A 13,744-nucleotide genomic window follows, 5' to 3' on the forward strand; every position below is an offset into this window, starting at 1 on the left:
GGGGTGGCCGGTCGATGACTGGCCTCATTGCTCTTGACGGTTGTCGCCTTTGGCTACGCCGCCCGCCCCGACTCGAAGCGCTCGCGCAGGCTCTGGATGGTGGATGGCTCGCCGCGCACCTTGAAGATGGCGCCGGTTTCGTCGGCGCGTTCGCTCAGCACTTCGCACTGCGCGTAGATGTCGCGGCGCAGTTGCTGTGCCGACCAGGGCAGGTGCAGCTCGGCCTCGACCAGATCCTTCTGAAAAAACGTCACGATGAGGTGGTGCAGCTTGGCCACGTCGTCGGCGCGGCGCGCGCTCATGACGACGCAGGCGGGGTACTTGGCGCGCAGTTCGGTTTCGCATTGGAGCTGTGCCTCGGCGTCGCCGACATGGTCGATCTTGTTGAACACCCGAATGCGCGGCACGTCGCGGGCGCCGATTTCGGCCAGCACCTCGTCGGTGACCTGGAGCTGGCGCTCGAACCCGGGGTCGCTGGCGTCGATCACATGCAGCAGCAAGGACGCGTCCAAGGCCTCGTCCAGCGTGGACTTGAACGACGTCACCAGGCCGTGCGGCAGGTTCTTGATGAACCCCACGGTGTCGCTGACCAGCACGCGCGGCACGCTCTCGGGGTGGAGGGCGCGCACGGTGGTGTCGAGGGTGGCGAACAGCTTGTTGGCGACGAGCACTTCGCTGCCGGTCAGCGCCCGCATCAAGGTGGACTTGCCGGCGTTGGTGTAGCCCACCAGGGCCACGCTTGCCAGGCCCTGGCCCTGCTGACGGCGCGCCCGCTGGGTCTGGCGCTCCACAATCATGGCGTCGATGTCGAGTTGCAGCTCGGCGATGCGATCGCGAATCTTGCGCCGGTCGAGTTCGGTATGCGACTCGCCGGCACCGCGCCCGCCGGTGCCGCTGCGCTGACGGCCCTGCGGCCCGGCCAGCTTTGCCGCCTCGCGCAGGCGTGGCGCCATATAGCCGAGGCGGGCGATTTCCACCTGCGCGCGGGCGGCACGGGAGCGGGCGTTGCGATGAAAGATTTCGAGGATGACCATGGTCCGATCCATCACATCGCAACCCACGGCTTTTTCCAGATTGCGCGCCTGGGAAGGGGAGATTTCGTGATCGATCAACAGCATCTCGATGCCGTCGGCCTGCGGGTCGGTGGCGTGGCCCGGCGCGTCGTCGCGCGCGTCGCCGGCGTGGCGCTCGACGTAGTCGCGAATCTCATCGCGCTTGCCCGCGCCGAGATAGGCGGTGGTGTCGAAGCTGGCGCGCCTTTGCACGAACGTGTGCACGACCTTGTACCCCAGGGTCTTGGCCAGATCGCGCAGTTCGGCCAGCGAGGATTCGAACTCGGAATCGCTGACATTGGGCAACTGAACCGCGGCAACGATGGCGTCAAAGGGTTTGTCTTGGTTTTCTGGTTGCATGCTGCGCTGACTTCTCTCAAGGAAACGAAGGCCCGCCCCCGAGTTTTCTTGCCCCTCGGGGGGCTCGATGGGGAGGTCGAATCGTAGTGGCCATCGTTGGCGCAGCGATCCGAAGGCCCTGGAGACGAGCCCGGGTCAGCTCCGAGCCAGCTTCGAATGCGAGCCATTCGGTCTTCAGCCAGAATGCACGGTGTTTCATCCCCCTCGGGGGCGCACACGACAACCCAAAGGAGATTCAACCATGCCCGCCATCCGCATCGACCTGTTCGAGGGCCGCAGCCCCGAGGTGAAAAAGCAGCTCGTCGAGAACATCACCCAAGCCGTGGTGGACACCCTCAAGTGTTCGCCCGAGGCGGTGGACATCATCCTGAACGAAGTGTCCAAAGCGCACTGGGCCACGGGCGGCAAGCTCTGGAGCGAGCGTTGAGCCAGCCCGCAGGCGCGTGAGGCTGCTGCCGCGGATGGTGCGCACGCAAGCGCAAGCCTCCAACAGCCGCGATCTGCAAGGCGCAATCCAAGGCGTAATCCAAGGCGCATCGGCTTGAGCGGTGCGCCATTGGGCAATACCGACGAAGCCTGCGCCCAAGCCATCGAGCGTAGCCTTGAGATGCCGTGGAACCGCAAACCTGTGCCGCATTACCCCTGCGCAGGTTTGCAATCTTTCGCCTTCCGTCCTCTTTTTCTGCGCGGCGTTTCTGCCTAAAGTCTCTCAAGGAAACGCAGGGGCGCCCCAAGTTTCCTTGACCCCCACGGGGGGCGGGCCGGCGAGCCGACCCTGGGGGCGCTCAGTAAATTCCGCGAGCCACTTCGGTCTCGCGTCTTCCGCGCCGTCGTGCGGAGTGCAGATTCAGGAGACGATTCATGCCCAAAATGTCCGCTGCGGAAGCCGCCGTCTGCATCCTCGAAAAAGAGGGGATTCACCAAGCCTTCGGCGTGCCCGGCGCCGCCATCAACCCGTTCTACAACGCGCTGCGCAAGCGCGGCTCCATCGCCCATGTGCTGGCGCGGCATGTGGAGGCTGCCTCGCACATGGCCGAGGGCTACACCCGCGCCGCTCCCGGCAATATCGGCCTGTGCATCGGCACCTCGGGGCCGGCGGGTACCGACATGATCACCGGCCTGTATTCGGCCAGTGCCGACTCCATTCCCATTTTGTGCGTGACCGGCCAGGCACCGCGCGCGCGGCTGTACAAGGAGGACTTCCAGGCGGTGGACATCGAGTCCATCGCCAAGCCGGTGACCAAGATGGCCGTGACCGTGCGCGAGCCGGCGCAGGTGCCCGGCGTGTTCCAGCAGGCTTTCCACCTGATGCGCTCGGGCCGCCCCGGCCCGGTGCTGATCGACCTGCCGTTCGACGTGCAAGTGGCGCAAATCGAGTTCGACCCTGACCTGTACGAGCCCCTGCCGGTGCACAAGCCCCGTGCCACGCGGGCGCAGATCGAGCGCGCGCTCGACATGCTGGAGGCCGCCGACAAGCCACTGATCGTCGCCGGTGGTGGCGTCATCAACGCCGACGCCGCCGAACTGCTGGTGGAGTTCGCCGAACTGACTGGCGTGCCGGTGGTGCCGACGCTGATGGCCTGGGGCGCGATTGCCGACGACCACCCGCTGATGGCCGGCATGGTGGGGCTGCAGACCAGCCACCGCTACGGCAACGCCACCATGCTGGCGTCGGACTTCGTGCTCGGCATCGGCAACCGCTGGGCCAACCGCCACACCGGCTCGGTCGAGGTCTACACCAAGGGGCGCAAGTTCGTGCACGTGGACATCGAGCCGACGCAGATCGGGCGCGTGTTCATGCCCGACCTCGGCATCGCCTCCGATGCCAAGGTGGCGCTGGAGCTGTTCGTGCAGGTGGCGCGCGAGCGCAAGGCGGCGCGGCGCTTGAAGGACCGCAGCGCCTGGGCCGCAGACTGCCTGCAGCGCAAGCAGACGCTGCTGCGCAAGAGCGATTTCGACAACATTCCGATCAAGCCGCAGCGGGTGTATCAGGAGATGGTGGAGGCCTTCGGCGACAACGTGCGCTACGTCACCACCATCGGCCTGTCGCAAATCGCCGCGGCCCAGTTCCTCAAGGTCGGCAAGCCGCGCAACTGGATCAACGCGGGCCAGGCAGGTCCCTTGGGCTGGACGCTGCCCGCGGCCCTGGGCGTGCGCGCCGCCGACCCGAAAAGCGAAATCGTCGCACTCTCCGGGGACTACGATTTCCAGTTCCTGATCGAGGAACTGGCGGTGGGCGCGCAGTTCAAGCTGCCCTACATTCACATCGTGGTCAACAATGCCTACCTTGGCCTCATCCGCCAGAGCCAGCGCAATTTCGACATGGACTACTGCGTGCAGCTTTCGTTCGAGAACATCAACGCGCCCGAGCTCGACGGCTACGGCGTGGATCATGTGAAAGTGGCCGAGGGCCTGGGCTGCAAGGCCATCCGCGTGCGCGATCCGTCGAAGATCCAGGAGGCCATCGCCCAGGCGCGGGCCTGGATGGCCGAGTTCGCCGTGCCGGTGGTGGTCGAGATCATCCTCGAGCGCGTCACCAATATTTCGATGGGCACCGAGATCGACAACGTCACCGAGTTCGAGCCTATTCTCGACCTGTCACCCGTGGAGGCCTGAAGCCATGCCCAAGTTCGCCGCCAACCTCAGCATGCTCTACAACGAACTGCCCTTCCTCGACCGCTTCGAGGCGGCGGCGAAGAGCGGCTTCAAGGGCGTGGAGTTTTTGTTTCCCTATGCGCACGGCGCGGAGGTCATCCGCGACAAGGCGCTGCAGGCCGGGGTGCAGATCGTGCTGCACAACCTGCCGGCCGGCGACTGGGATGCCGGCGAGCGCGGCATCGCCTGCCTGCCCGAGCGCGTGAGCGAGTTCCGCGAAGGCGTGGGCCGTGCGATCGACTATGCGAAAGCGCTGGGGGTGATGCAACTCAACTGCCTGGCAGGCAAGGTCCCCGCCGGCGCGGCGCCGCAGCGCTTGCACGACACGTTCGTGAGCAATCTGCAATATGCGGCGCGGGAGCTTGCCGCGCATGGCATCAAGCTCCTGATCGAGCCGATCAACACCTACGACATCCCCGGTTTTTTCCTGAGCCGCTCGGCGCAGGCGCTGGCCATCATGGACGAAGTCGGCAGCCCCAATCTGTATTTGCAGTACGACATCTATCACATGCAGCGCATGGAAGGCGAACTGGCGGCGACGATGGAAAAGCAACTGCCGCGCATCGCCCACATCCAACTGGCCGACAACCCAGGCCGCAATGAGCCCGGCACCGGCGAGATCAACTACCGCTTCCTGTTCCAGCATCTCGACCGCATCGGCTACGCCGGCTGGATCGGCTGCGAATACAAGCCCAAGACCACCACCACGGCGGGGCTTGGCTGGATCAGCGCACTGTAAAAAACGCCCCACCCAAGCCCTCCCCACGAGTGGGGAGGGAGCCAACACCTCCCCCACCCCGTGGGGAGGCTGGGAGGGGGAAACACCGAACACCACACAACGGAGATCGACATGGCAAAACTCGGATTCATCGGCCTCGGCATCATGGGCGCGCCCATGGCGGGGCATCTGCTCGCCGCGGGCCACACGCTTGTCGTCAACACCCATGGCAAAGTGCCGCAAGCTTTGCTGGACGCGGGTGCCAAGCCCTGCGCCAACAACACCGAAGTGGCGCAGCAGGCCGACATCGTCTTCATCATGGTGCCCGACACGCCCGATGTGCAGAAGGTGCTGTTCGCCGATGACGGCGTCGCCAAGGGCCTGAGCGCCGGCAAGATCGTGGTGGACATGAGTTCGATCGCGCCGATGGAGACGAAAGAGTTCGCCAGGCAGATCAACGCGCTGGGTTGCGAGTATCTCGACGCACCCGTGTCGGGCGGCGAAGTCGGCGCCAAGGCGGCCAGTCTCACCATCATGGTCGGCGGCAAGCAGGCCACGTTCGACGCCGTCGAACCGCTGTTCAAGCTCATGGGCAAGAACATCACCCTGGTGGGCGGCAACGGCGACGGCCAGACCTGCAAGGTGGCGAATCAGATCATCGTCGCGCTCAACATCCAGGCCGTGGCCGAAGCGCTCCTGTTCGCCAGCAAGGCCGGCGCCGATCCGGCCCGCGTGCGCCAGGCGCTGATGGGCGGCTTCGCGGCCTCGCGCATTCTGGAGGTGCACGGCGAGCGCATGGTCAAGCGCACCTTCCAGCCGGGCTTTCGCATCAATCTGCACCAGAAGGATTTGAACCTCGCGCTGTCGGGGGCCAAGCAGCTTGGGCTGTCGCTGCCCAACACCGCCACCGCGCAGCAGCTGTTCTCCGCCTGCGCCGCCAACGGCATGGCTGCGCTCGACCATTCCGCGCTGTGCCGCGCCGTGGAAATCATGAGCAACCACACCATCGCGCCGGATGCCTGAGCGACTCTTGCGATGAACCTCCCCAGCCCCGCCGCCGATCCGGTCGGCTTCCTGCGCGCCTTGTTCGACGTGGCCGTGGCGCGCGCCCAGCCGCGCGAGGTGATGGCCGCTTTCCTGCCGCCGCCGCCGAAGGGCCGCACCCTGGTCCTGGGCGCGGGCAAGGCGAGTGGGGCGATGGTCGAGGCGCTGGATGCGCTGTGGCCCAAGGATGCACCCGTTTCCGGCCTCGTGGCCACGCGCTACGGCTATGCTCCCCCTGGCTTGCGCGCCAGGCCGGGACGCATCGAGGTGGTCGAGACCGCCCACCCGGTGCCCGACGCCGCCGGCGAGCAAGCCGCGCGCCGCATGCTGCAATTGACGCGGGGCCTCACCGCAGACGATCTGGTCATCTGCCTGATCTCCGGCGGCGGCTCGGCGCTGCTGCCCATGCCCGCTGCCGGGCTCACGCTTGCCGACAAGCAGCGCATCAACCGCGAGCTGCTGATGAGTGGCGCCACCATTGGCGAAATGAACTGCGTGCGCAAGCACCTCTCGGCCATCAAGGGCGGGCGTTTGGCGGCCGCTTGCGCCCCGGCGCAGGTGCTCACGCTGCTGATTTCCGACGTGCCGGGCGATGATCCCGCGACCATCGCCAGCGGCCCCACCGTGCCCGACCCGACCACCTGCCTGGATGCACTGGCCATCATCGAGCGTTACGGCATCGGCATTCCCGCTGCGGCGCGCGCCGGGCTGGAAAGCGGTGCGCTCGAAACCCCCAAGCCGGGCGACGCCGTCTTCGCCCGCAACCGCGTGGAGCTCATCGCCACGCCGCAGCACATGCTGCGCGCCGCTGCCGACGCCTGCGCCCAGGCCGGCATTGCCGCGCACATCCTGGCCGACGACATGGAGGGCGAATCGCGCGACATCGCGCTGGCGCATGCCGCCATCGCCCGCCAGGCGGCGCGCCACGGCCAGCCTTTCAGCAAGCCCTGCGTCATTCTGTCGGGCGGCGAAACCACCGTCACCGTGGCGAAAGGCGGCACCGCAGGCAAGGGCGGCCGCGGCACCGAGTTCCTGCTGGCGCTGGCCATCGCGCTGCAAGGCGAACCGGGCGTGTGGGCGCTGGCGGGAGACACTGACGGCATCGACGGCAGCGAAGACAACGCTGGCGCCTGGATCACCCCCGACACCCTGGCCCGCGCCGCCAGCCTTGGCCTCAAGCCACGCGCCCTGCTCGACGCGCACGACGCCTACGGCTTCTTCCAGGGCACCGGCGACCTGCTGGTCACCGGCCCGACCTACACCAATGTCAATGACTTTCGCGCCGTGCTGGTAATGTGATCACAGCAGGCTGCTGTCCTTAACGCAACATCAGTGATAAAGCAACTTAGGCGTCGTTCAGAAATAACTTGATTGATCTACCCTGAGCGGATGCAGTAGTTCCAATCGCCGTGGAACTTGTTCGGTTCGATGCGAATGGTGGCCAAGGCTGCATCGGTGACGACGACACCCTTCGGATACGAGTTGGTGTCCAGTTCGGCATGCACGGTGAGCCCGCTTCTGGTCTTGGTGCCGGCAATGAGATTGACGATCACTTCGTGGCTGACCAAGGGCTGCGCCCGCCAGTTCATCGTGATGAAGGAGAACATGCGGTGCTCGATCTTGTTCCACTTGCTCGTGCCAGGCGGGAAGTGGCACACGCGGATGTTCAGCCCAGCCTCTTGGGCGAAGCGGCCCAGTTCGAGTTTCCACAGCCGCACCCGGTGGCCGTTGCTGCCGCCGCCGTCGGCGGTGATCGTGAGCTCGCGCGCCTTGGGGTAGCGCGGCTTGCCCATCGCGTACCACCAGCGCCGGATAGTTTGCACCGCAAACGTGGCGGTGTCGTGATCCGTTCCAACGCTCACCCAGCCTTGGTCGGCTCCGATGTCGTAGACCCCGTAGGGGCTGGCTCGGCCGAGTTCCGGGTCCACGAAGTCGTGCACCTTCACCTGCGCCGGCTCGCCCACGGGGCTCCACTCCTTGCCGCCGTTCCTGAACTGGCCGACCAGTTCCTTCTTCTTGGTGTCCACCGAGATGACGGGCTGCCCGCGCGCAAGCGCGGCGCTGACAGTCGCGTTGATGTGCTCGAACTGTGCATTGCGGTCGGGGCTCTGGTTGCCCTCGATCACCTTGGCGTTGCCCTGCAGGCTGAAGCCCTGGGCCTTCAGCAGTTGGCCCACCACCACATGACTGACAGCGTGACCCTGCTGCTGGAGTTGCTCGGCCAACACGCGAAGGCTCTTGCAGCTCCAGCGCAATGGCGACTCGGGATCGCCGCGCGTGGTCGGCTCGACAAGTGCGAGCAGGTCCGCCACGAGCGTCGGATCCTTGTGCGTCAGCGGCTTGCGCCCGCCGCCGGGGCGCCGCGTCGCCGAAGGGGGCGCCAACTGCGCGCCAGCCATGAACTCGTTGTCCGTGCCCTCCAACTCCAGCATGCCCGCGGCGATCGTGCCGCGAGCCAGGCCGGTGGCCGCCGCAACCTGCGAAGTGCCTCCGCGCCCAATCACCTTGGCTTCGGCGGCGGCCAGCGCCCGGCGCTGCCGCTCGTCGAGGCGATCTCGCATCAGTGCCCAGCGCTGCCCAATCGGCGAATCGGCTTGCATGGACCGCAAGCCTAACCGACTCGAGGAAACTGAACAAGTTATTTCCTAACGACGCCTTAGNGACTCGAGGAAACTGAACAAGTTATTTCCTAACGCCGCCTTAGCGGTAGATTTCTGCATAACCCATCAGTTGTCGTCTGCTATATGGCTCCTGCCCTTACGACGTCTTCAACAATGCCTTGACGATGCGGTCCAGCGCTGCCAGCGCCGCGTCGGGCGAGCCGTCGAACTGCGCCCGCACGATGGCGCCGTCAATGGCCAGCGCCACAGCCTGTGCCAACTTCGCGCGTTGCCGCGAAGTTGGCAGCACAGCGGCGATTGCCGCGGTCATGTCTGCCTTATGGCTGCGTGCGATCTCGGCGACCTCTGGCAGCGCGCTGCCTAGTTCCCCAACGCTGTTGATGAAGGCGCAGCCGCGGTAACCCGGATCGTGCAACCACTCGCCCACCGCCAGTGAGATAGCCTCCGGCCTGCCGCCGTGGCGCGCCAGCGCCTCGACGAACCAGGCCATCCAGCGTTGGTGCCGGTCGTTCAGATAGGCGCAGACCAGATGGTTCTTGCTCGGATAATGGCGATAGAAGGTGAGCTTGGCCACGCCCGATTCGGCTATGACGCGGTCGATGCCAGTTGCGCGCACGCCGTCGCTGTAGAAGAGATCGTGTGCGGCGCGCAGGATGCGGTCACATGCGGCGGGCTGCCCATCGCCTGAGTCGTTTCGGGTGTTCACATGGCCATTGTAGACAGGTCTGTCTATGCAGACTAGACTGCGCCTAATGTAGACAGGTCTGTCTACATTACCCAGCACGATAAGGAGTCGACATGGAAACCAAACCGCCGCTTCCCCCCTTTACCGAAGACACCGCCCGTCGGAAAGTGCGCATGGCCGAGGATGCCTGGAACACGCGCGAACCCGCGCGCGTCGTGCTGGTCTATACGGAGGACACAAGCTGGCGTAACCGCGCTGAATTCCCGGTCGGGCGCGAGGAAGTGCGCCGCTTCCTCGAACGCAAGTGGGCGCGCGAACTCGACTACCGGCTGGTTAAGGAATTGTGGGGCTTTACCGGCAACCGCATCGCCGTGCGCTTCGCCTACGAGTGGCACGACGATTCGGGCCAGTGGTACCGCTCGTATGGCAACGAGAACTGGGAATTCAACGAGCAAGGATTCATGATGCGCCGTTACGCGAGCATCAACGACCTGCCAATCCGGGAGGCTGACCGCAAATTCTTCTGGCCGCTGGGACGTCGCCCGGACGATCACCCGGGGCTGAGCAATCTGGGGCTTTAACAGAAGGAACGTAATGACTCTGTTGAAGAGCATGGCAAGTCGAGCACAAACCGAGGCAGCGCACCTCAGCCGGAGCCTCGTTGGAGGCTATTTATCACCATCAGAATCTGGTGAGTCCTCCATACACGTTCATGCCTTTGCGTCCCGATCGACCTCGTGCTCCGGCAACACTTGGAGCAACCTGGACCAATGCGTACGAAAGTCTTTGCTGGCACAGCTCATCGGTGCTCGCACGGTGTCATGCATCAGGCCTTGTGCCGCCAGCGCCGCCTTCACCGGACCGGGGTTCGGTTCGGAAAACAGGGCGCGTATGAAGGGAGCCAAGCCATGAAAATGTTCGCGCGCTTCAGCCAACCGGCCTGCGCTGACGGCTTGGTGCAAGGCGACGAAGCGCCCGGTGTGCAGGTGCGCGCTGGCAGCGATGGCGCCGCTGCCGCCCAGGCACAGCGTGGAGAAGATTTGCAGATCCTCCCCGGCGAGGATCTGCAGCCGACCGTCGAGGATGAGCGCCAGGGTTTTGTCGGTCGAGCCGCCGCAGTCCTTCACCGCCCGGATGCGCGGGTGCGCGGCCAAGGCCAGCATGGTCGCGGTGTCGATCTGCACGCCCGTGCGGTAGGGAATGTCGTAGACGATCAAAGGGTGGTCACTGAGGTCCGCTAGATCGAGGAAATGCCGGCGTATCCCATCCTGTCCGGGGCGAACGTAATAGGGTGCGGGGACGAGCAGACCAGCCAGCTGCCGGGCATTCATGCGGGGCATGCTGGCGCGCAGATGAGCCGCGTTGTTTCCGGCAAGGCCGGCGGCGACCGGAGTTTTGCCCGCGGCGGCCAGCACGGTGTCGAGCACGGCGTCCTTCTCGGCGTCGTCCAGCGCCGAGGGCTCACCTGTGGTGCCCAGGGCCACGAGACCTGACACGCCTGCAGCGCTCAAGTGTTGCACCAAGCGGTGCAGCGCGGCGTGGTCCACCGCAGTACCGTCCGTGGTGAATGGGGTGACGAGCGGCACCCAGATTCCAGTGAAAGCAGACATGCAGTTCTCCAAGTACAGACCGTTTGGAACCGATCAGTTCTCGGGAAGGAGATGTGGGTGTTGCCTTGTCGCCGCCCCGTCGTTCTGACGGAACAGCGCTCCGGTCAGATGAGCGGCTGTTTTTTGGATTTGAGGTTTGCGGCGCGCGTTACGTCGGGGTCGCCGTGCGTGGCGACTGGCGCAAAAAGGACTGCTGAACGGTAGACAGGCATGGGCCCAGTATATCGGCGCAATCACATGCGGCGGGCAACGTCTTGGCGTCTGGTTTCCGGTTTCGTTCTGATGCTCTTCACTCCGACGTCATTCATTTGGCCCTGCTCGACGCGCACGACGCCTACGGCTTCTTCCAGGGCACCGGCGACCTGCTGGTCACCGGCCCGACCTACACCAACGTCAACGATTTCCGGGCGGTGCTGGTGGTTTGACCTGCACGCGTTTAGGTCGTGATGTCGCCGGCCGGGGGCGAGCCTCTACGCGTCGGCCTGGCGTTCGATATGCTTGTGCGTTTTGCACGCGCAAGAGCGTGTGCCTGCCTGCATGGAGCCAAGCATGACCTCGTCACCCCGTCTCGGAACCCCCCTTTCTCCCTCCGCGCTTCGCGTCATGCTGCTCGGCGCGGGTGAACTGGGCAAGGAGGTGATCATCGCCTTGCAGCGCCTGGGGGTGGAGGTGATCGCGGTGGACCGCTATGCCAACGCTCCGGGGCAGCAGGTGGCGCATCGGGCGCATGTCATCGACATGACCGACCCGGCGGCGCTGCGGGCGCTGGTGCTGGCCGAGCGGCCGCATCTGATCGTGCCGGAGATCGAGGCCATCGCCACGGCGGCGTTGTTGGAGATCGAGGCCGAAGGGCTGGCCGAGGTGATTCCCACGGCGCGCGCGGCGCAGCTCACGATGAACCGCGAAGGCATCCGCCGCCTGGCGGCCGAGGAACTGGGGCTGGCGACTTCGCCCTACGCCTTCGCCGACACGGTGCAGCAACTGCAGGCGGCGATCGACGCCGGCATCGGCTACCCCTGCATGGTCAAGCCCGTGATGTCGTCCTCCGGCAAGGGGCAGTCAGTGCTGCGCGGGCCGGCCGATGTGCAGCGTGCCTGGGACTACGCCATGACCGGCAGCCGGGTGCAACAGGCGCGGGTCATCGTCGAGGGGTTCATTGACTTCGATTACGAGATCACCCTGCTCACCGTGCGTGCGGTGAACCCGGCCACGGGCCAGGTTGCCACCGCGTTCTGCGAGCCCATCGGCCATCTGCAGGTGAACGGCGACTATGTCGAATCCTGGCAGCCGCAGCCCATGGCGCCGCTGGCGCTGGAGCGCTCGCGCACCATCGCCGAGCGCGTCACCACGGCACTGGGCGGGCGCGGCATTTTCGGCGTGGAGCTGTTCGTGCGCGGCGACGAAGTGTGGTTCTCGGAGGTGAGCCCGCGTCCACACGACACCGGGCTGGTGACGCTGTGCACGCAGCGCCAGTCCGAGTTCGAACTGCACGCCCGCGCCATCCTCGGCCTGCCGGTGGACACCACGCTGCGCGAGCCGGGAGCCTCGGCCGTCATCTATGGCGGCGTGGACGCCAAAGCCATCGCCTTCGAGGGCGTGGCCGAAGCCCTGGCCGTGCCGCGCGCCGACCTGCGCCTGTTCGGCAAGCCCGAGAGCTACACGCGTCGCCGCATGGGCGTGGCGGTGGCCAGCGGGGCCGACATTCACGAAGCGCGCAGCCGCGCCAAACAGTCTGCCAGCCTCGTGCGGCCGGTCCCTGGGGCCGCGGCGGCGTGAGTGCGCGCTGCACGCCGCACAAACCCGGCGTGCATCATTTCTTCTTGTGCCGGTCCGCCACCACGGTGGTCACGGCAGGCTTCACCGCCTGGGGCGAAATCGGCTTGGATGGCGATTTGTCCTGCTTGGGTTTTTTCGCTTCCTTGTTGCTGCGTTGCTGACCTTTGACCATGATCTTCTCCGTTGCCGACCCGCAGCGTGCGGGCGCATGCGGAAAGTGTAAGGGGACCGCAGCGCATGGCGATGCCCTGACGGGCGAGAGCGCAAAATGGCGTCGATGAAACCACCCGCAAGACTGCAAGCACTCATTGAAGAAGGCCTGATCGACACCGTGGCGCGGCAGTTGATGAGCGGCAAGGAAGCCACGGTTTACGTGGTGCGCTGTGGCGATGAAACGCGCTGCGCCAAGGTCTACAAAGAGGCCACGCAACGCAGCTTCCGCCAGGCGGTGGACTACACCGAAAACCGCAAAGTGAAGAACACGCGCCAGGCGCGCGCCATGGCCAAGGGCACCCGTTTTGGTCGCCAGGCGCAGGAAGCGGCGTGGCAGAGTGCCGAGGTGGACGCGCTCTACCGTCTGGCGGCTGCCGGCGTGCGCGTGCCCAAGCCCTACAACTTCCACGACGGCGTGCTGCTGATGGACCTGGTGGTCGACGCGCAAGGCGATGCCGCACCGCGGCTCAACGACGTGCAGTTCACGCCCGAAGAGGCGCGCACGCATCACGCCACACTACTGGCCGAGGTGGTGCGCATGCTGAACGCGGGCGTGGTGCATGGCGATTTGTCGGAATTCAACATCCTGCTGAGCGCCGACGGCCCGGTCATCATCGACCTGCCGCAGGCGGTGGATGCCGCCGGCAACAACCACGCCCAACGCATGCTGCTGCGCGACGTGGAGAACCTGCGCCATTTCTTCGGCCGCTTCGCGCCGGAGCTGCTGCATACCGACTACGGCCACGAGATCTGGGACCTGTACGAGCGCGGCGCACTGCACGGCGATGCCGCGCTCACGGGGCGTTTCGAGCGTGTCAATGGGGTCGTGGATATGACCGGGGTGCTGCGTGAAATCGACGATGCCCGCGCCGAGGAATCCGCCCGCCGGCTGCGGCTGCAAACCGCCGGTGGCTGAGCGCGGCCGGGGCGTCATGCCCTGGCCCGAGGATGTGGCTGGGGGCAGACACGAGGTGTTGCGCACATCCCGACAGCGCCGACAATGCCAAGTG

General features: G+C 65.8%; 14 protein-coding genes. 9 read left to right on the forward strand and 5 right to left on the reverse strand.

The features are described 5' to 3' along the window. Positions 1-53: 53 nt before the first annotated feature. Complete coding sequence (gene hflX, locus THIX_RS05200) at positions 54-1,412, reverse strand: GTPase HflX (RefSeq protein ID WP_112485355.1); 1,359 nt, start codon at positions 1,410-1,412, stop codon at positions 54-56. Between the two features lie 241 nt (positions 1,413-1,653). On the opposite strand from hflX, the gene THIX_RS05205 reads away from it, so the two are divergent. The 5 genes from THIX_RS05205 (at position 1,654) to THIX_RS05225 (ending at position 7,128) form a co-directional block, all read left to right on the forward strand. Further along, positions 1,654-1,839, forward strand: a complete 186-nt coding sequence (locus tag THIX_RS05205; RefSeq protein ID WP_112485356.1) for a 4-oxalocrotonate tautomerase — start codon at positions 1,654-1,656, stop codon at positions 1,837-1,839. Positions 1,840-2,273: 434 nt separating this feature from the next. Continuing rightward, the gene (gcl, locus tag THIX_RS05210; protein WP_112485357.1) at positions 2,274-4,028 is read left to right on the forward strand and encodes a glyoxylate carboligase; all 1,755 of its coding nucleotides are present in this window, start codon (positions 2,274-2,276) and stop codon (positions 4,026-4,028) included. A 4-nt stretch (positions 4,029-4,032) separates the two neighbouring features. Continuing rightward, the gene (gene hyi / locus THIX_RS05215) at positions 4,033-4,806 is read left to right on the forward strand and encodes a hydroxypyruvate isomerase (RefSeq protein WP_112485358.1); all 774 of its coding nucleotides are present in this window, start codon (positions 4,033-4,035) and stop codon (positions 4,804-4,806) included. 111 nt (positions 4,807-4,917) lie between these two features. Next, positions 4,918-5,808: a 2-hydroxy-3-oxopropionate reductase gene (gene glxR, locus THIX_RS05220; RefSeq protein ID WP_112485359.1), complete on the forward strand. Its 891-nt coding sequence runs from the start codon at positions 4,918-4,920 to the stop codon at positions 5,806-5,808. A gap of 12 nt (positions 5,809-5,820) precedes the next feature. Further along, the gene (locus THIX_RS05225) at positions 5,821-7,128 is read left to right on the forward strand and encodes a glycerate kinase (RefSeq protein WP_112485360.1); all 1,308 of its coding nucleotides are present in this window, start codon (positions 5,821-5,823) and stop codon (positions 7,126-7,128) included. Positions 7,129-7,205: 77 nt separating this feature from the next. On the opposite strand, the gene THIX_RS05230 is transcribed toward THIX_RS05225, so the two are convergent. Next, the gene (locus THIX_RS05230; protein ID WP_112484360.1) at positions 7,206-8,429 is read right to left on the reverse strand and encodes an ISAzo13-like element ISCARN37 family transposase; all 1,224 of its coding nucleotides are present in this window, start codon (positions 8,427-8,429) and stop codon (positions 7,206-7,208) included. A gap of 157 nt (positions 8,430-8,586) precedes the next feature. Next, on the reverse strand, positions 8,587-9,156 hold the full coding sequence (locus THIX_RS05235; RefSeq protein ID WP_112485361.1) for a TetR/AcrR family transcriptional regulator: 570 nt from the start codon (positions 9,154-9,156) through the stop codon (positions 8,587-8,589). Positions 9,157-9,248: 92 nt separating this feature from the next. Here THIX_RS05235 and THIX_RS05240 point away from each other — a divergent pair, with 92 nt between their 5' ends. Further along, positions 9,249-9,716 (forward strand): nuclear transport factor 2 family protein, encoded by a 468-nt coding sequence (locus THIX_RS05240; RefSeq protein WP_112485362.1) that lies wholly within the window; start codon positions 9,249-9,251, stop codon positions 9,714-9,716. Positions 9,717-9,845: 129 nt separating this feature from the next. On the opposite strand, the gene dapA is transcribed toward THIX_RS05240, so the two are convergent. Next, positions 9,846-10,745, reverse strand: coding sequence for a 4-hydroxy-tetrahydrodipicolinate synthase (gene dapA, locus THIX_RS05245; RefSeq protein ID WP_112485363.1), 900 nt, complete (start codon positions 10,743-10,745; stop codon positions 9,846-9,848). A 221-nt stretch (positions 10,746-10,966) separates the two neighbouring features. On the opposite strand from dapA, the gene THIX_RS05250 reads away from it, so the two are divergent. Together THIX_RS05250 and purT are read left to right on the forward strand one after the other, a co-directional pair. Then, on the forward strand, positions 10,967-11,170 hold the full coding sequence (locus THIX_RS05250; RefSeq protein ID WP_112485364.1) for an MOFRL family protein: 204 nt from the start codon (positions 10,967-10,969) through the stop codon (positions 11,168-11,170). 124 nt (positions 11,171-11,294) lie between these two features. Further along, positions 11,295-12,521, forward strand: coding sequence for a formate-dependent phosphoribosylglycinamide formyltransferase (gene purT / locus THIX_RS05255; RefSeq protein WP_112488188.1), 1,227 nt, complete (start codon positions 11,295-11,297; stop codon positions 12,519-12,521). Between the two features lie 34 nt (positions 12,522-12,555). Here the strand turns inward: purT and THIX_RS23740 are convergent, their stop codons facing one another. Continuing rightward, a complete protein-coding gene (locus tag THIX_RS23740) occupies positions 12,556-12,693 on the reverse strand; it encodes a hypothetical protein (protein WP_199195235.1) in 138 nt (45 codons plus the stop codon). 105 nt (positions 12,694-12,798) lie between these two features. Between THIX_RS23740 and THIX_RS05260 the strand changes: the two genes are divergently transcribed. After that, complete coding sequence (locus THIX_RS05260; RefSeq protein WP_112485365.1) at positions 12,799-13,650, forward strand: PA4780 family RIO1-like protein kinase; 852 nt, start codon at positions 12,799-12,801, stop codon at positions 13,648-13,650. Positions 13,651-13,744: the final 94 nt, after the last annotated feature.

This window comes from Thiomonas sp. X19, assembly GCF_900089495.1.
In the GTDB taxonomy this organism is placed as follows: domain Bacteria; phylum Pseudomonadota; class Gammaproteobacteria; order Burkholderiales; family Burkholderiaceae_C; genus Thiomonas_A.